This is a genomic window from Pseudomonas sp. JV449, from assembly GCF_032424295.1.
GTDB lineage: Bacteria > Pseudomonadota > Gammaproteobacteria > Pseudomonadales > Pseudomonadaceae > Aquipseudomonas > Aquipseudomonas marginalis.
Genome location: NZ_VYKD01000034.1, coordinates 139,961 through 157,478, shown reverse-complemented (window position 1 = coordinate 157,478; position 17,518 = coordinate 139,961). Strand labels below are relative to the sequence as shown.

Below are 17,518 nucleotides of genomic sequence, written 5' to 3'. Positions count from 1 at the left end.
GACCCGGTTTCTGCACTGGCGTTTGCGGTGTTTGCTAGCCCAGGTTTTTGCCCAGCAGGGCGTGGTAGAGCTCACTGTCGCCAAGGATCCCCACCACCTGGTTGTTGTCATGCAACACCAGCTTGTTCCCCGTCTGGTAACGAATCTGCAGCGCATCACGCATGCCGATATTCGAATCCACCAGTGTCGGTACCCGGCCCAAACCTTCCACCGGTTGCCCCGGCGCCCAGTTCTGCAGGTTCATCACCATGCCATTCTGGCGGGCGCCCTGGATGGTGTTGCCTTCGGACAGGTCCAGCCACGAATCGCCGCCCGGGTCGAGGCACACCGAACCGTTGACGCGTTTGCAGTTGTCCAGTGTGCGCATCAGGCTGCGGCCGCACAGTACGTTCAGCGGGTTGGTATGGGCGACGAAGGTGCGTACGTAGTCGTCCGCCGGGTTCAGCACGATCTCTTCCGGCACGCTGTACTGGATGATCTTGCCGTCTTTCATGATCGCGATGCGGCTGCCCAGCTTGAGCGCCTCGTCGAGGTCGTGGCTGACGAACACGATGGTCTTGCTCAGCTTGCTTTGCAGTTCCAGCAACTCGTCCTGCAGGCCCTGACGGATCAGCGGGTCGAGGGCGGAGAAGGGCTCGTCCATCAGCAGGATGTCGGCGTCCATCGCTAACGCGCGGGCCAGGCCGACGCGTTGTTGCATGCCGCCGGACAGCTCATCGGGCTTCTTGTTGCGCCACTGGGTCAGGCCCACCAGCTCGAGTTTCTCGTCCACCAGCTTGCGCCGTTCTTTTTCCGGGCGGCCCTGCATTTCCAGACCAAAGCTGATGTTCTCGCGCACCGTCAGCCAGGGCATCAGGGCGAACTTCTGGAACACCATGGCGATGCGCTTGGTGCGCATCATTTTCAGCTCGGCGGGGCTGCAGGAGGCGATGTCGATCTGGCGACCTTCATGCTCGACGAACAGTTGGCCACGGCTGACGGTGTTGAGGCCGTTGATGCAGCGCAGCAGGCTCGACTTGCCGGAGCCCGACAGGCCCATCAGCACGCAGATCTCGCCTTTTTCCACATCCAGGCTGGCTTTTTCAACGCCGACAATCTGCCCGGTTTTTTTCAGGATCTCGTTACGGCTCATGCCCTGGTCCAGCAGCTTGAGCGCTTCGCGTGGGTCTTTGGAGAAGATCACGTCGACATTGTCGAATCGGATAATGCTCATGCATCACCCCCTACTTTGGCGTCGGGTTGTTTGCAGATGCGGTCGAGCATGATGGCCAGCAGCACAATCGCCAGGCCGGCTTCAAAGCCCAGGGCGATATCGGCGGTGTTCAGCGCGTTGACCACCGGCTTGCCGAGGCCGTCGGCGCCCACCAGGGCCGCGATCACCACCATCGACAACGACAGCATGATGCATTGGGTAATACCGGCAGCGATGCTCGGCATGGCGTGGGGCAGTTCAATGCGCGAGAGCAACTGACGGCGCGAGCAGCCAAAGGCCTTGCCGGCGTCCATCAACTCTTGCGGTACATCACGGATACCCAGGTAGGTCAGGCGGATCGGCGCGGCAATCGCGAACACCACCGTGGAAATCAGTCCGGGCACCACACCCAGCCCGAAGAGGGTCAGGGTAGGGATGAGGTAGACGAAGGTCGGCACGGTCTGCATCAGATCGAGCACCGGCCGCATCATGGTGTAGAACAGCGGTTTGTGCGCGGCAACAATGCCCAGCGGCACACCGATGACCACGCAGACCAGGGTGGCGAACAGCACCTGCGCGAGGGTCTCCATGGTTTCCTGCCAGTACCCCAGGTTGAGGATCAGCAGGAAAGAGACGATGACAAAAACAGTCAGTCCCCATTTACGTTGAATAAAGTGAGCCAGCAGCGCAATCAGACCGATCAATGCCAGCGGATTGAACCAGGTCAGCGCGAACGTCACGCCGTGGATCATCGTTTCCAGTGTCGATGCGATTGCGTCGAAGTAGTTGGCGCCGTGTTGGGTCAACCATTCGACGAAGGCAGCGATGTACTGGCCTAGTGGGATTTTCTGTTCAGTCAGCATGGTAGTGAATGTCCACATGCGAAGAGGGAAAACATCCCGGGGCAGCGCACCGCCCCGGGGTCAGCGGGATTACTTGGCGAGATACGCTTTGACGGCCTCCAGGCCTGGTTTGCCATCGACGGTATTGACTCCGGCGAGCCAGGTGTCGAGGACTTGCGGGTTCTTTTTCAGCCAGGCCTTGGCGGCGGCATCGGGCTTCATCTTGTCGTCCAGGACGTTACCCATCAGGGTGCTTTCCATGTTCAAGGTGAACACCAGGTTCTTCAGCAACTGACCGACGTTGCTGCATTCCTCGGTGTAGCCCTTGCGGGTGTTGGTATAGATGGTGGCCTGGCCGTAGTTGGGGCCGAACGAATCGTCACCCCCGGTCAGGTACTTCATCTTGAAGCGGGTGTTCATCGGGTGCGGTTCCCAGCCGAGGAACACGATGGCCTGGTCACGCTTGGTGGCGCGCTCAACCTGGGAAAGCATCCCGGCTTCGCTGGATTCGACCACTTTGAAACCGGCGGTCTTGAGGCCGAAGGCGTCTTTGTCGATCAGCGTCTGGATGGTGCGGTTGCCGTCGTTACCCGGCTCGATGCCGTAGATCTTGCCGCCCAGCTCATCCTTGAATTTGGCGATATCGGCGAAGTCTTTCAGGCCCTTGTTGTACAGCGCCTCGGGTACCGCCAGGGTGTACTTGGCGTTTTCCAGGTTGGCGCGCACGGTTTCCACGGTGCCGGCATCACGGTACTGCTTGATGTCGTTTTCCATGGTCGGCATCCAGTTGCCGAGGAACACGTCCATGTTCTTGCCGTCGGCCAGGGACTTGTAGGTCACAGGAACGGAAATCATCGTGGTCTTGGTCTTGTAGCCCAGGCCCTTGAGGATTTCGCTGGTGGTCGCGGTCGTGACGGTGATGTCGGTCCAGCCGACATCGGAGAAGTTGACGGTCTTGCACTGTTCCGGTTCTGCGGCGTGCGCCATGACTGGCAGACTCAGCATGGCGGCCAACAACAACGAGGGTGAACCTTTCATCTGGGTAGACTCCTGTGTTTTTTCTGGCGGCATTCGCCGCGCTTTATAAGTGTTGCGGTTGGAGCGTGCGGCAACAGCTCTGCCACGGTGCCTTGCAAACGAGTCGAGACTGATCATGTACCAGTGAAAATCTGACGCCTACAGGGGGCGTCGTATCCAGTACAGGGAGGGTCGTATCCAGTGTCGGTGACGTCGCTTACAGGTTTTTCCCAAGGTAAAACCGCTGTTTTTGCCCATCTGCACCGCTAAAAACGGCTGAAACAGGCGATCGCACGGGAGCGACGCTGGTGAGCATGGGTGCGTCGGTGTGAGACGCCGTGAGCGACAGCAAAAGCTTGATGATGCCGCCATCTGGGCGATCTGAGCGTAGCACCTCGTTCAAGCCTGGCCGTGCTTATCGAGGAGTTCTACCGTAATGGCTATCAGTGTTTTCGACCTGTTCAAGATCGGCATCGGGCCTTCCAGTTCTCACACCGTCGGCCCCATGCGCGCCGCGGCGTTGTTCGTCCAGGGGTTACGTGAACGTGAACTGTTGGAACAAGTCAGGCGTGTCGAAGTTCAGCTGTACGGTTCGCTGTCCGCCACCGGCATCGGCCACGGCAGCGACACCGCCACCATCATGGGCCTGATGGGCGAGTGGCCGGACGCGATCGATCCGTCGCAGATCGGCCTGCGCATCCACACCCTGCGTGAGACCGACACACTCCTGCTCGACGGGCGTTTGCCCGTGCCGTTCGTGTGGGCCCGGGACATGCGCCTGCTCGACGAAAACCTGCCGTTCCACCCCAACGCCATGACCCTGGTGGTGTACGGCGATGAAGGCGAGCTGCACCGCGACACCTACTACTCAGTGGGCGGTGGTTTTGTGGTGGATGAAGCCCAGGCGCAGAGCGGTGTGGCGGACATGGACCGCACCGAGTTGCCCTATGATTTCTCCAGCGCGGTGGAGTTGCTGCAGCTGTGCAAGACCCACAACCTGCGCGTTGCCGAGTTGATGCTGGCCAATGAAAAAGTCTGGCGCTCCGAAGACGAAATCCGCAGTGGCCTGATGAAGCTCTGGCGCGCCATGCAGGCGTGCGTGGAGGAGGGCCTCAAGCACGAAGGCATCCTGCCCGGCGGCCTCAATGTGCGCCGTCGTGCCGCCAAGTTGCACCGCAGTCTGCAGGAGTTGAACAAGCCGAATGTGATCGGCTCGACCTTGAGTGCGATGGAGTGGGTCAACCTGTTCGCCCTGGCGGTGAATGAAGAAAACGCCGCCGGTGGGCGCATGGTCACGGCGCCCACCAACGGTGCGGCGGGGATCATTCCGGCGGTGCTGCACTACTTCATGAAGTTCAGCGACGAAGTCACCGAAGCCAACGTGGTCGACTACCTGCTCAGTGCAGCGGCGGTGGGGATCCTGTGCAAGAAGAACGCCTCGATCTCCGGGGCCGAAGTCGGTTGCCAGGGTGAAGTGGGTTCGGCCTGCGCCATGGCCGCTGCCGGGCTGGCAGAGATCCTCGGCGCAACCCCGGAGCAACTGTGCAACGCCGCCGAAATCGGCCTGGAGCACAACCTCGGCCTGACCTGCGACCCGGTGGGCGGGCTGGTGCAAGTGCCGTGCATCGAGCGCAATGCGATTGCCGCGGTGAAGGCGATCAACGCGGCGCAGATGGCCCTGCGCGGTGATGGCCAGCACTTTATCTCCCTGGACCGCGTGATCCGCACTATGCGCGATACCGGGGCGGATATGCATGACAAGTACAAGGAGACGTCCCGGGGCGGGTTGGCGGTCAGCGCGGTGGAGTGCTGATGAGCTTGTTGTGATGAGTGGGGCCTTTGTGGTGAGCGGGGCAAGCCCGCTCACCACAAGTGAACATACAGACCCCACAGCGCCACCTTTTAGCGCGTCGCAAACAGATAAGTAGCTTCCAAACGATTTCCCCCTCGACCACCCGTCACCTGTGCGTGCGGTGACAGACTTTTCCTACGCGCTGAAAGCGCCTTCCCACAAGTGATACCGAACTGCTCACACACCTTGAGCAGGGCCGCTCCGACGTCTATTTCAGCCATATCCCGTACTCCTCGCGCGGGCTTATTTAGACGCGTCATCAGGTCGTTTTCAGGATTTGTTGAATAGCCATTCAAATTTAGGCATGGCATTTGCTCTACCAATTCAAAGCCTCTCGCCTTGCCGGATGAAGAGCGCAATAACAAGAGCCTCGCCTGAGGCCATCACCTGCTTTGTGTGAGGAGATACCGCCATGACGTCGTTCAACTCCGGGGCCCAACCCCAGAACCGTGCGCCTCAATCCATCGGCTTTTTGCTGCTGGACAATTTCACGCTGATTTCCCTGGCCTCGGCCGTGGAACCGCTGCGCATGGCCAACCAGCTGTCCGGCCGCGAGCTGTATCGCTGGACAACCCTGAGTGTCGACGGCAACCAGGTATGGGCCAGCGACGGTCTGCAAATCACCCCCGATGCCTCCATGCACAAAGCCCCGGCCCTGGACACTGTGATTGTGTGCGGCGGCGTGGGTATCCAGCGTACCGTGACCCGTGAGCATGTGTCGTGGCTGCAAAGCCAGGCGCGCCAGTCCCGTCGCCTTGGCGCAGTGTGCACCGGCAGCTGGGCCCTGGCCTGTGCCGGTCTGCTCGACGGTTTTGATTGCAGCGTGCACTGGGAATGCCTGGCGTCGATGCAGGAAGCCTTCCCGCGTGTGTCGATGAGCACCCGTTTGTTCACCCTCGACCGCAACCGCTTCACCAGTTCGGGCGGCACCGCGCCGTTGGACATGATGCTGCACCTGATCAGCCGCGACCATGGCCGTGAACTGTCGGCGGCGATCTCCGAGATGTTCGTGTACGAGCGCATCCGCAACGAACAGGATCACCAGCGTGTGCCGCTCAAGCACATGCTTGGCACCAACCAGCCGAAGCTGCAGGAAATCGTCGCGCTGATGGAAGCCAACCTCGAAGAGCCGATCGACCTCGACGAACTGGCGGTGTACGTCGCCGTGTCGCGTCGCCAGCTGGAGCGGCTGTTCCAGAAATACCTGCACTGCTCGCCGTCGCGCTATTACCTCAAGCTGCGCCTGATTCGCGCGCGGCAGTTGCTCAAGCAAACGCCGATGTCGATCATCGAAGTGGCCTCGGTGTGCGGGTTTGTCTCCACGCCGCACTTCTCCAAGTGCTACCGCGAATACTTCGGCATTCCGCCACGGGATGAGCGCGTAGGCTCCAACACCACCCAGCAGGTGGCGATGATGCCGATTCCGCAGGCGCTGGTGTTGTCACCGCTGTCGGGACCGATGGCGGCGTTGAGCCAGGCGCGCAATGAGTCGACTTTCGCGAGTGTACGGCTCTAAACCGAGTTGACTGCATCGGGGGCTTGCCCCCGATAGCGGTCTGTCAGGCGCCGGAGTTCTGCTTGAACTGCATCAGCGCCGGCAACAGTTGCTTATCGATCGCCTGGCGCACCGCCGGCAAAATCGTCGCACTGCCGGTGTACATCTGCTCAACCATACCCTTGAGCGCCTTGGCCCGTGCTTCGCTCAAACCGCGTACGGCACATTCGCAGGCCTGCTCGGCAGTAGAGCCGCTGGAGACTTCGAAACCCAGCGAGCGCAGTTGGCTCAGCAGGTCATCCTGGTCAATCAAATCCGCATGCATCATGACGTTTATCCTGGTGAGGGGAGCGGGGTTCGACCTCGATTCTGGTAGCCACCCAAGCGGTCGGCAAGGGCAGAATGCGCGAATGCCTCAGATGGCTATGGGCATGTCGTTTTCGGGCCATTTGCCGAAGGCACTTACCGGCACACTGAACCCAGGCACACAGCTTGATGGTTTGGTCACCCTCGGGATGTAACGCTCTCACAAGGCACCTCTGCCCCGATCCAGTCACGGCTGGATCGGGGCTTTTTTTGCCTGGGTTTTTTCGGTGCCTGTGCCGGCCTCATCGGGGCACAAGTATCTACACAACTTCAGTAGGATAACGCGTAGCAGCTGTCGAGCCTTGGCGAGGCTGCGTTTGCGGCGCGTCTGACACACCGCCGACGCAGCCTCGCCAAGGCTCGACAGCTGCTACGCAGGGGGCTCGGCTCAAGATGTGTAGATACCTATGCTCATCGGGGGCACCACGGTTTACCGCTGTAACACCAATATCCTTGAGAGCAACTCGTCGCGATCGATATAGCATCCCTGGAAATGCCGCGCCCCCGAAGTGGGATCAAACGCATTGCGCGCATGCAACGTGCGGCGGTTATCGAAGCACCACAGCTCGCCCGGGTTCAGGCGCTTGACCAGCCGAAAGCGCGCCTCGCGCGTCATCGCGATAAAGCGTCGATAAGCCCGATACAGCAACGGCATCTGCGCCACCGACGTCTCGAACGGCCCACGCAAAAAGTTGGCCATGCGAATCTCTGCCACATCCCCCAATGCGTCCAATGCGATGATCGGCGCGAGGCGACGATAGTCGCTGTGGCGGTCTTTGTTGCGAAACTCCACGGGTATTTCACACAACGCGCGAAACGCTTCGGGATCCTCCTCGCGCAGGGCATTGGCGATGGCAAACCCATCGACAAAAATACTTTCGCCCCCGTCGGCATCGTTGACCAGGCAATGCAGGAATTGCAGCCCCGGTTGCAGCTCCCGGGTCGGCAAATCACTGTGCAAGGGCAGGTTGAAAGCGGTGTAGGCATTGCTGTCGGCATCGGCCTTGGATTGCACGTTGAACAGCACGCCGAAATTGCTCTCGCGGATAAATGAAATACGCTGGGCAACACCCGCCAGGGAGCCGGGTTCGGTGGGTACGCCGCGCATTTGCGTCAGGCCCGCGTCACGCAAGGCCAGCAGCCATTGCAGCAGCGCCGCAGGGTCTTGCATGACCGCCGCGTAGTCGAATATAGGCAGTTCGAAGGTGTTGTCCCAGAGCCGCGATTTTGGTTTCGCCGCCCGGCGTTCGGCGCGGGATTCATCGTCGTAGGCATGGGCCCGCAGCCAGCCGGGATCGTACCGGCTGCGATGACCGCCGTGCCATTCCACGCTGAGGAAGCCCTGGTCGATACGCACGCTGATGGCGCTGAGGTTTTCATCCACATCGACAATTTCCAGCACTTGCTCGCGGGTCACGCTGTACACGCATTGCGTGCACGGGCAGTTGTCCCGCAGCCACTGATGGTGAAACGGGCTGACCCGGCCATCGGCCCATGTCACGCGAACCTGATCGTCCAGCACCTGTGCATCGGCGAGGTCGAAGCGTTTCGGGTAAATACGGAAATCGGCAACAGCGGCGGCGGTTTGCATGATGGCTCCTTATTTTTTTGGGGGCAGTCCAATCACCCGGCCGAGGAGGGCGGGCCTTGGCAGGTCGGCTTGCCCAGCGCTGATCGCAATGAGTTTCTCCAATGTCGCCTCGGCAAACGGGGCCGAATGCGGACCCGCCAGGTCGACGTGCAGCAGCATCTGTTCGTTGCCGGCCAATGCTTTCTCATCGCCCACTAAATGCAGGCTGTGATAAAGGTGCAGGCGCTTGGCGTCGTGGGCGATCAGTTGCGTGTGCACCTCCACTTCGGCACCGAGTTTCACTTCGTGCAGGTAGTTCAGGTGCAGTTCCAGGGTGAACAGCGAATGGCCGCTGGCTTCGCGGTTTTCACTGTCCAGGCCGAGGGTGTCCATCAGCGCGTCGGTGGCGTAGCTGAAGATCAGCAGGTAGAACGCGTCGCGCAGGTGGCCGTTGTAGTCCACCCAGTCGGCAAGGACTGGGGTGGTGTAGGTGGTCAGTGCAGGCATGGTGAGGGTTCCGTTATTCGGCGAAGGTCATGCCGTGCTTGGCTTTGGTGGTTTTCACCGCTTCCAGCACCGCCAGCAGGCAATCATCACGATAGCGTTCCAGCGCCGAAATGCTGTGTTTGCCCAGTTGCTCGCTGGTGCCATCGACCACATCGTCGATCAACTTGTCGGTCAGCTCCGGAGCCGGCAGGTAGGTCCACGGCAATTGCAACGCCGGGCCGAACTGCGCCATGAAGTGGCGCATGCCCGCATCGCCACCCGCCAGGGTGTAGGTGAGGAATGTGCCCATGAACGACCAGCGCAGGCCGGCGCCAAAGCGGATGGCATCGTCGATCTCGCCGGTGGTGGCCACGCCGTCATTCACCAGGTGCAACGCCTCGCGCCACAGCGCTTCGAGCAAGCGGTCGGCGATAAACCCGGGGACCTCCTTGCGCACATGCAGCGGGCGCATGCCGAGGGATTCATACACCTTGATCGCGGCCTGGATCGCTTCCGGCGCGGTGTGCTTGCCGCCGACCACTTCCACCAGCGGCAGCAGATAGACCGGGTTGAACGGATGGCCGACCACACAGCGTTCCGGGTGGGTCGAGCCCTCGTAGAACTCACTCGGCAACAACCCTGAGGTACTCGAACCGATCAGTGCATTGGGCTTGGCCGCGGCGCTGATCCTGCTGTGCAATTCCAACTTCAGTTCCAGGCGTTCCGGGGCGCTTTCCTGGATGAAGTCGGCGTCTTTCACGCATTCTTCGATGGTGGCCACAAAGCGCAGGCGGTCTTGCGCGGCGCCGGGTGCCAGGCCCTGTTTTTCCAGGGCGCCCCAGGCATTGGCGACGCGTTTGCGCAACGCCGCTTCGGCACCCGGTGCGGGGTCCCAGGCGACCACGTCGAGGCCGTGGGCCAGGGCACGGGACACCCAGCCGCTGCCGATGACACCGCTGCCGAGGGCGGCGAAGGTTTTGATCTCAGTGATAAAGCGCATGGCGACGATCCTGAAGTATTCACACATTCTGTTTTGGGAACCGGCTCAAACTGTGGGAGGGAGCAAGCCCCCTCCCACATTTTTTAGCCGCGCTTGGTCAGGCCCATCTTGATGCGGCCTTCCGCCGGGGTCATGACCCGTGCGCCCAGGCGGCTGAGAATTTCACTGGCGCGTTCCACCAGTTGGCCATTGGTGGCGAGTACGCCCTTGTCCAGCCACAGGTTGTCTTCCAGGCCGACCCGTACGTTGCCGCCCAGCAGCACCGCTTGCGCGGCCATGGGCATTTGCATGCGGCCGATCCCGAACCCGGCCCACACCGCGTCGGCGGGGAGGTTGTCGACCATGGCCTTCATGGTGGTGGTGTCGGCCGGCGCGCCCCATGGAATGCCCAGGCACAGTTGGAACAGCGGGTTGTCGAGCAGGCCTTCCTTGATCATCTGCTTGGCGAACCACAGGTGGCCGGTGTCGAAGATTTCCAGCTCGGCCTTCACGCCCAGTTCCTGGATGCGCTTGGCGCCCGCACGCAACTGCGCCGGGGTGGAGACGTAAATCGTGTCGCCGTCACCGAAGTTAAGGGTGCCGCAGTCCAGGGTGCAGATTTCCGGCAGCAGCTCTTCCACATGGGCCAGGCGGGTCAGCGGGCCGACCAGGTCGGTATTGGGACCGAATTCCATCGGGTGCTCGCCGCCGCCGATCTCGAGGTCGCCGCCCATGCCGGCGGTGAGGTTGACGATGATGTCGATGTCGGCCTCACGGATGCGCTCCATCACTTCGCGATACAGGGCAACGTCGCGGCTGAACTTGCCGGTCTCGGGGTCGCGCACATGGCAGTGCACCACGGTGGCGCCCGCCTTGGCGGCTTCCACCGCAGCGGCGGCGATTTGCTTGGGGGTGACCGGCACGTGTGGGCTTCTGGCGGTCGTGTCGCCAGCACCGGTGAGTGCGCAGGTGATGATGACGTCGTGGTTCATGGGGCGGTTCCTTACGGGCGTGTGATTTCAAGGCGTACGGTGCCGTTCGCAGCCAGGAGCGGCTGCGACACGGTGGTTCAAGTCAGGTTATTTGCTGGTGAGTTGCAGGTTGGCTGCAGCCGGTTTGCCATCGAAGGTGGTCACGCCTTCCAGCCAGCGCGCCTGGTCCTGGGGGTGATCCTTGAGCCACTGCCTGGCGGACTCGAGGGCGTCCTTGTGATCCAGCAACGGCTGCATCATCCGGCTCTCGTCGGCGGCGGTGAAGGTCAGGTTGGTCAGCAGCTTGTGCACGTTGGGGCACTGTTCGGCGTAGGTCGGCGCGGTGACCGTCCACACGCTGGCCATGCCTTCGTTCGGGCCCAGGGCGTCATCGCTGCCGGTGAGGTAGGTCATCGCGATATTGACGTTCATCGGGTGCGGCGCCCAGCCGAAGAACACCACGGCTTCCTTGCGGCGTACCGCACGGTCCACGGCGGCAAGCATGCCGGCCTCGCTGGATTCCACCAGTTGGAATTTGCCCAGGCCGAACTGGTTCTTGGCGATCATCGCCTTGATCTGGGTGTTGGCCCCCGAACCCGGCTCGATGCCGTAGATCTTGCCGCCCAGCTCCTTCTCGAATTTGGCGATGTCGGCAAAGGTCTTCAGGCCTTTGTCCGCCAGGTAAGTCGGCACCGCGAGGGTCGCGCGGGCGTCTTCCAGGCTGGGTTTGTCGAGGACTTTGATTTGCTTGGCGTCGACGAACGGCGTGATGGTCTGGGTCATCAGCGGGTTCCAGTAGCCGAGGAACAGATCCAGGCGTTGGTCACGGATGCCGGCGAAGATGATTTGCTGGGAGGCGCTGGTTTGTTTGGTCTTGTAGCCGAGGCCGTCGAGCAACACTTGGGTCATGGCACTGGTGGCGATGACGTCGGTCCAGTTCACCACGCCCATGCGCACGTTCTGGCAGGATGCCGCGTCGGCAGCCCATACGTTCGTGCTCAAGATGGCGCTGGCGCTGAGTGCAAGCACGCAGCGGCGAATCAGTCGGTTCATGGTGGATCCCTCGGCAGGTCGTTATTGTGGGGGCCGGCGTCTTTGTGCGCCGTGAGGCCAAGTTACGTAGCTTTGGAGGCGACAAAACGCACGGCGGCGACCAGCTCTTGCACTGCAGCGACCTGCCCCCTTGAATCCACCCGAGAACGGGAGTATCACAGTGCCACGCTGGCCGTCCTACGAGAGCGCCACCATGTCCCAGGATTTCTACTTTCTGCTGATGCCGGGGTTCTCGGCCATCGGTTTTATTTCTGCACTGGAACCTTTGCGCGTGGCCAACCGCTTTCGTGGCGAGTTGTACCGCTGGCATGTGCTGAGCGCCGATGGCGGCGCGGTGCTGGCGAGCAATGGCATGTCGGTCAATGCCGACGCCGCGCTGGAACCGCTGAAAAAGGGCGCGACGCTGTTGGTGGTGGCCGGCTTCGAACCGCTGCAGTTCGCCACGCCGGCGCTGGAGCACTGGCTGCGTCGCCTGGACCATGACGGCGTGACCCTCGGCGCCATCGACACCGGCGCCTGCGTGCTCGCCGAAGCCGGCCTGCTCGACGGCCACCGCCTGACCCTGCACTGGGAAGCCATCGATGCCTTCAAGGAGTCGTACCCGCACCTGAGCGTGACCCAGGAACTGTTCGAAATCGACCGTCGCCGCATCACCTGCGCCGGCGGCACCGCCTCCATCGACCTGATGCTCGACCTGATCGCCCAGGCCCACGGCGCCGACCTGGCGATCCAGGTCTCCGAACAGTTCGTACTCGGCCGCATCCGCCCGCGCAAGGACCACCAGCGCATGCAGATCGCCACGCGCTACGGCATCAACAACAAAAAGCTGGTGCAAGTGATCGGCGAGATGGAGCAGCACACCGAACCGCCCCTGAGCACCTTGGCGTTGGCCGACGCGATCAAAGTTACCCGGCGCCAGTTGGAGCGTCTGTTTCGCCTGCATTTGAACGATACCCCGAGCAACTTCTACCTTGGCCTGCGCCTGGAAAAAGCCCGGCAGCTGCTGCGCCAGAGCGATATGAGCGTGCTGGAGGTGAGCATTGCCTGCGGGTTCGAGTCGCCGTCGTATTTCACCCGGAGTTATCGGGCGAGGTTTGCCAAGTGTCCGAGGGAGGATCGGCGACGGGAGGTGGTTTGACGGGCAATTATAGTGAATTATACTCATCACTATAATTTATAGTTGTTTTCATAATTGAGTATAAATCCATGTCCAAACACAGCGGCTTCGTGTTCCGTCGCCCCGCCCTGGCAAGCAGTATTGCCGATGGCCTGGTGGGCGCCGGTATTCAGGATTTCACCTCTGGCCTGTTTCTCGCGGCGCCCCGTCGCACCGGCAAAAGCACTTTCCTGCGCGAAGACCTGATTCCGGAATGTCAGCTCCGGGGCTGGCTGGCGGTGTATGTGGATCTCTGGGCTGACAAGGAGAAAGATCCTGCGGAGTTGATTGCCAGTGCTATTGCGGCTGCCCTGGTTCCCTATGAAAAGGGCATCCGCAAACTGGCCAAGAATATTGGCATCGAGAAACTGAGCTTTCTGCGGACGCTCTCCTGGGACTTTACCAAGCCACAATTGCCTGTCGGTGCGACGCTGACCCAAGCCCTGGAATTGCTCCACAGTGCTGCAGAAAAACCCGTTGTGCTGGTGATTGACGAAGCGCAGCACGCCTTGACCACCGAGTCGGGTATCAATGCGATGTTCGCGCTAAAGGCTGCCCGGGATCAGCTCAACCAGGGCCGTGACGAAGAGGGCAGCGGCTTGCGCCTGGTGTTTACCGGCTCCAATCGCGACAAACTCGCCCATTTGGTATTGGGTAAAAGCCAGCCGTTCTTCGGTTCCAGCATCACGCCGTTTCCGCTGCTGGGTAAAGAGTTCACCCAAGCCTACACCGTGCACCTCAACGCGCACCTGGCCGAGACCAACCAGTTCAGCGCGGCTGATATTGATGAGGCGTTTGAGCTGGTAGGTCGGCGTCCCGAGATGTTGCGCACGATCATCGGTGAAGTCGCGTTGGAGCTGGGCGAGGCGAGCAATCTGGGCCAATTGCTGCACAGTCGCGCCGAACTGCTGCGCGCGGGTGTATGGACCGAGTTCGAAAGCGCCTGGAACGCCCTGACCATCCCGCAGCGCGCCGTGCTGGAGGTGATGGTGGAGCGTTCCCAGAACAACGAACCCTTCGCGCCCTTCACCGACAGCACCCTCACGGCTGTCAGCAAGGCGCTGGAAGCCATGGGCAGTGACGTGGTGCCGGGCACCCAGACCGTCCAGGCCTGCATCGATGCCTTGCGCGACAAGGAGTTGGTGTGGAAGTCGGGCCGCGGTGGTTATGCCCTGGAAGACAAGTCGTTCGGGGATTGGCTCAAGGTGCGCAAGGCACGCCAGTGATTTCCTCAGCCGTACTGCAGATGGCGCGTGGCAGGGAAATGTGTGGGGTAGTCGATGTGGGAAATATCTTTTTCTATGTTGCTGGCTATGTCTTGCGCAAGTGCGCTGTTACCGTCCAGTGGCCGCTGATTAAGCTGCTAGTTGGGCCGTATATAAATAAGAGCGCTTGTACTTGATCAGCTCGGCATCCGCACTTGTATCCCCATTACTTGATCGATAAGAGGTCCCGTATGCTCAAAAGAATTGTTGCCGTCATCGCGTTCGCGTCCGCTCCCGCCTGGGCAGCCAAAACCCCGGCGCCTTTCACCGGGACCGATTACAGCGGGCGTTATGAGTGTACTGGCAAGGACCGTCATATTGGTGACTTCACCGGTGTTGTCGATATGAAAATCAACACCAGCCAAAGTACCGGCAAGTACGGTGCCTACACGTTCACCCTGACCCTGGAAGATAAATCCCGTTATGACGGGTTTGCCGCTGCCACCGCAGATACGCTGGCGGTTTATTTCGCCCATACCGATCCCGCCTTGAAAGACTACGGCGTCGGTATTGCGCAACTTGTTCCAACGCCGGAAGGCAAAGTGTCCTTCGTCAAATATTATTACGGGCCTGAATACGAAGGCGGCGGCCACGGGGTCGAACACTGCGTCAGAAGTTAACGTGCGTTACTTCTTCATCAGGCTCGAACAGGCAGCCTTATAAGCTTCATGCTGATACTTGTTCAGCGTCGCCGGCAGATCAAAGTTGTGCTTCTTGTTCTGCGCATTGATGGTCTGCGGCGACAGCAGCGTCACCTCAACCCCCTCCAGCAACTGAAACACCCCTTCGATCTTGAAGGTTGTCGGGCCCCCGGCGAATTCACCTTTCTTGCTGCGTTTCTTGATGGCGATGCGCTGGATGGCGTTTTCCTGCACGAACGCCCTCACCTGGGCGGCGAAGGCTTTGACGTTAACGGCTTCATCGTCGTCATCAAGGGCGATTTTCTTGATGGCCAGGGCGACATGGCTCAGCGTCTGGTTGTCCAGGGAGGCGAGGGCGATGATGGCTTCGCTGCCTTTGATTTCGATGCCGCAGATAGTCATGAATGGCCTTGGTTCAAAGAGAAAGTGGCGGCGATTGTCGCTTATTCCTGCCCAATCGACTCCAAAAACTCCGACCGCTCATCACTCATCCGCGCCAGGCAGTCATTCTGTGCAATCGCATAGGCCTTGGTGCCAGTCACCGCTGGAAAGGTGTCCACCGCACAATCGGCGTCACGCAGTTTTTCCCACTTCTGCTGGGCATCCTTCAGACGAGCGGTAATGTCGGCAAGTTTGGTCTTGTCGCTGCCATAGGTGGAATGCATGCGTTCCAGCAGGCCTTGATAATTATCCTTGAGCAATTGCTCGGCAGTGGTTTTGTTGTAGGTGGCGCATTCCAGGGTTTGCTTGTCGTTTTCGATGCCATCGCACGGCGTGCTGTCGGTGTCTTCGGCCGCGTGGACGCCGGTTGCGATGAGTGCCAAAGCCAGGAAAATCGATTTCATTGCGCCGTCTCATATCAGGTGATGCGGGAATTCTGGCTCAAGCGTAAGACAAATAACAGCCGCCAGTCAGACCACTCATAACAGCCTTTGTCGTGGATTGACGCTTTCGGCAATTCCCCTGTCGTTTTTGCACCCGGCTCGGTCGGCCCCTGGGCATATGCTGGCCCCAAAGCGCCGGCAGACGATTCGGCGCATGAATCGCCAAAATAAGGGGACGCCTGATGAGCCCAGCCGAATTGCACGCCGACAGCATCGTTATCGACGGGCTGATCATTGCCAAGTGGAACCGCGACCTGTTCGAGGACATGCGCAAAGGTGGCCTCACCGCCGCGAATTGCACCGTGTCGGTGTGGGAAGGGTTCCAGGCCACGATCAACAACATCGTCGCCAGCCAGACCCTGATCCGCGAGAACAGCGACCTGGTGATCCCGGTGAAAACCACCGCCGACATCCGCAAGGCCAAGGAACAGGGCAAGACCGGCATCATCTTCGGCTTCCAGAACGCCCACGCGTTTGAAGACCAGCTCGGTTATGTAGAGATCTTCAAGCAGCTCGGCGTCGGTGTGGTGCAGATGTGCTACAACACCCAGAACCTGGTCGGCACCGGTTGCTACGAGCGCGACGGCGGCCTGTCGGGCTTCGGGCGCGAGATCGTCGCCGAGATGAACCGCGTCGGCATCATGTGCGACCTGTCCCACGTCGGCTCCAAGACCAGCGAAGAAGTCATCCTCGAATCGAAAAAGCCGGTGTGCTACTCCCACTGCCTGCCGTCCGGCCTTAAAGAGCACCCGCGCAACAAGTCCGATGAAGAACTGAAGTTCATCGCTGACCACGGCGGCTTTGTCGGCGTGACCATGTTCGCGCCGTTCCTGGCCAAGGGCATCGATTCGACCATCGACGACTACGCCGAAGCCATCGAATACACCATGAATATCGTCGGCGAAGACGCCATCGGCATCGGCACCGACTTCACCCAGGGCCATGGCCAGGATTTCTTTGAAATGCTGACCCATGACAAGGGCTACGCCCGCCGCCTGACCAGCTTCGGCAAGATCATCAACCCGCTGGGCATCCGCACCGTCGGCGAGTTTCCCAACCTGACAGAGACCCTGCTCAAGCGCGGCCATCCCGAGCGTGTGGTGCGCAAGATCATGGGCGAGAACTGGGTCAACGTCTTGAAGGACGTTTGGGGCGAATAAGCCAAGCACCCACGGGCAACATCACAACGAATTTTTCTGGAGTTAAGTTTCCATGGCCAAGATCGCCCCGCAATTGCCTATTGAAGTCGACAGCGAAACCGGTGTCTGGACGTCCGACGCCCTGCCGATGCTGTACGTGCCGCGCCATTTCTTCGTCAACAACCACATGGGCATCGAAGAGGTGCTGGGCGCCGACGCCTATGCCGAAATCCTCTACAAGGCCGGCTACAAGTCCGCCTGGCACTGGTGTGAAAAAGAAGCCGAATGCCACGGCCTGGAAGGCGTCGCGGTGTTCGAGCACTACATGAAGCGCTTGTCGCAACGCGGCTGGGGCCTGTTCAAGATCCAGGACATCGATCTGGATAAAGGCACCGCCAGCGTCAAGCTCGAACACTCGGCATTCGTCTATGTGTACGGCAAGGTCGGGCGCAAAGTCGACTACATGTTCACCGGCTGGTTTGCCGGTGCCATGGACCAGATTCTTCAGGCGCGTGGCAGCAAGATTCGCACTGTGGCCGAACAAATCTACGGAGGCTCCGAAGAGGGCCACGATGATGGTTTGTTCACCGTCAAGCCGTTGTAAGCCGAG

General features: G+C 60.5%; 18 protein-coding genes. 7 read left to right on the top strand and 11 right to left on the bottom strand.

Translation table 11 applies throughout. The annotated features are described in order from the left end of the window. Positions 1–34: 34 nt before the first annotated feature. From choV to F6S08_RS29835, 3 genes are all read right to left on the bottom strand, one after another. Complete coding sequence (gene choV, locus F6S08_RS29845) at positions 35–1,213, bottom strand: choline ABC transporter ATP-binding protein (RefSeq protein WP_065925471.1); 1,179 nt, start codon at positions 1,211–1,213, stop codon at positions 35–37. After that, on the bottom strand, positions 1,210–2,055 hold the full coding sequence (gene choW, locus F6S08_RS29840; protein ID WP_065925470.1) for a choline ABC transporter permease subunit: 846 nt from the start codon (positions 2,053–2,055) through the stop codon (positions 1,210–1,212). Before choW ends, choV begins: the two co-directional genes overlap by 4 nt. Before the next feature lie 69 nt (positions 2,056–2,124). Next, positions 2,125–3,072 carry a choline ABC transporter substrate-binding protein gene (locus F6S08_RS29835; protein ID WP_027606017.1) on the bottom strand — a complete coding sequence of 316 codons (948 nt, stop codon included), beginning with the start codon at positions 3,070–3,072 and terminating at the stop codon, positions 2,125–2,127. 415 nt (positions 3,073–3,487) lie between these two features. Here F6S08_RS29835 and F6S08_RS29830 point away from each other — a divergent pair, with 415 nt between their 5' ends. Together F6S08_RS29830 and F6S08_RS29825 are read left to right on the top strand one after the other, a co-directional pair. Further along, positions 3,488–4,864 carry an L-serine ammonia-lyase gene (locus F6S08_RS29830; protein ID WP_065925469.1) on the top strand — a complete coding sequence of 459 codons (1,377 nt, stop codon included), beginning with the start codon at positions 3,488–3,490 and terminating at the stop codon, positions 4,862–4,864. A gap of 451 nt (positions 4,865–5,315) precedes the next feature. Next, entirely contained in the window at positions 5,316–6,419 is a 1,104-nt protein-coding gene (locus F6S08_RS29825; RefSeq protein ID WP_065925468.1) for a GlxA family transcriptional regulator, read from the top strand. Between the two features lie 43 nt (positions 6,420–6,462). On the opposite strand, the gene F6S08_RS29820 is transcribed toward F6S08_RS29825, so the two are convergent. From F6S08_RS29820 to F6S08_RS29795, 6 genes are all read right to left on the bottom strand, one after another. Further along, positions 6,463–6,726 carry a hypothetical protein gene (locus F6S08_RS29820; protein WP_065925467.1) on the bottom strand — a complete coding sequence of 88 codons (264 nt, stop codon included), beginning with the start codon at positions 6,724–6,726 and terminating at the stop codon, positions 6,463–6,465. Positions 6,727–7,194: 468 nt separating this feature from the next. Further along, positions 7,195–8,355: a gamma-butyrobetaine dioxygenase gene (locus tag F6S08_RS29815; RefSeq protein WP_315872695.1), complete on the bottom strand. Its 1,161-nt coding sequence runs from the start codon at positions 8,353–8,355 to the stop codon at positions 7,195–7,197. A 9-nt stretch (positions 8,356–8,364) separates the two neighbouring features. Further along, positions 8,365–8,841 carry a thioesterase family protein gene (locus F6S08_RS29810; RefSeq protein ID WP_137212377.1) on the bottom strand — a complete coding sequence of 159 codons (477 nt, stop codon included), beginning with the start codon at positions 8,839–8,841 and terminating at the stop codon, positions 8,365–8,367. A 13-nt stretch (positions 8,842–8,854) separates the two neighbouring features. Further along, positions 8,855–9,820, bottom strand: coding sequence for an L-carnitine dehydrogenase (locus F6S08_RS29805; RefSeq protein WP_065947496.1), 966 nt, complete (start codon positions 9,818–9,820; stop codon positions 8,855–8,857). A gap of 83 nt (positions 9,821–9,903) precedes the next feature. Then, on the bottom strand, positions 9,904–10,791 hold the full coding sequence (locus F6S08_RS29800; RefSeq protein ID WP_065925463.1) for a 3-keto-5-aminohexanoate cleavage protein: 888 nt from the start codon (positions 10,789–10,791) through the stop codon (positions 9,904–9,906). 87 nt (positions 10,792–10,878) lie between these two features. Beyond that, a complete protein-coding gene (locus tag F6S08_RS29795) occupies positions 10,879–11,823 on the bottom strand; it encodes a choline ABC transporter substrate-binding protein (protein ID WP_027606008.1) in 945 nt (314 codons plus the stop codon). A gap of 193 nt (positions 11,824–12,016) precedes the next feature. Here F6S08_RS29795 and F6S08_RS29790 point away from each other — a divergent pair, with 193 nt between their 5' ends. The 3 genes from F6S08_RS29790 to F6S08_RS29780 all read left to right on the top strand — a co-directional run bounded on the left by F6S08_RS29790 (position 12,017) and on the right by F6S08_RS29780 (position 14,864). After that, the gene (locus F6S08_RS29790) at positions 12,017–12,961 is read left to right on the top strand and encodes a GlxA family transcriptional regulator (protein WP_027606007.1); all 945 of its coding nucleotides are present in this window, start codon (positions 12,017–12,019) and stop codon (positions 12,959–12,961) included. Between the two features lie 68 nt (positions 12,962–13,029). Continuing rightward, positions 13,030–14,205 carry an AAA family ATPase gene (locus F6S08_RS29785; protein ID WP_065925462.1) on the top strand — a complete coding sequence of 392 codons (1,176 nt, stop codon included), beginning with the start codon at positions 13,030–13,032 and terminating at the stop codon, positions 14,203–14,205. Between the two features lie 230 nt (positions 14,206–14,435). Then, a complete protein-coding gene (locus tag F6S08_RS29780) occupies positions 14,436–14,864 on the top strand; it encodes a hypothetical protein (RefSeq protein ID WP_065925461.1) in 429 nt (142 codons plus the stop codon). A gap of 6 nt (positions 14,865–14,870) precedes the next feature. Here the strand turns inward: F6S08_RS29780 and F6S08_RS29775 are convergent, their stop codons facing one another. Next, positions 14,871–15,287 carry a DUF3010 family protein gene (locus F6S08_RS29775; RefSeq protein WP_065947493.1) on the bottom strand — a complete coding sequence of 139 codons (417 nt, stop codon included), beginning with the start codon at positions 15,285–15,287 and terminating at the stop codon, positions 14,871–14,873. A 41-nt stretch (positions 15,288–15,328) separates the two neighbouring features. Continuing rightward, on the bottom strand, positions 15,329–15,730 hold the full coding sequence (locus F6S08_RS29770; RefSeq protein WP_027606004.1) for a lysozyme inhibitor LprI family protein: 402 nt from the start codon (positions 15,728–15,730) through the stop codon (positions 15,329–15,331). Between the two features lie 221 nt (positions 15,731–15,951). Here F6S08_RS29770 and F6S08_RS29765 point away from each other — a divergent pair, with 221 nt between their 5' ends. Further along, positions 15,952–16,929: a dipeptidase gene (locus F6S08_RS29765; protein WP_010207105.1), complete on the top strand. Its 978-nt coding sequence runs from the start codon at positions 15,952–15,954 to the stop codon at positions 16,927–16,929. A gap of 52 nt (positions 16,930–16,981) precedes the next feature. Continuing rightward, on the top strand, positions 16,982–17,512 hold the full coding sequence (locus tag F6S08_RS29760; protein ID WP_065925459.1) for a DUF5943 domain-containing protein: 531 nt from the start codon (positions 16,982–16,984) through the stop codon (positions 17,510–17,512). The last annotated feature ends 6 nt before the right edge of the window (positions 17,513–17,518 follow it).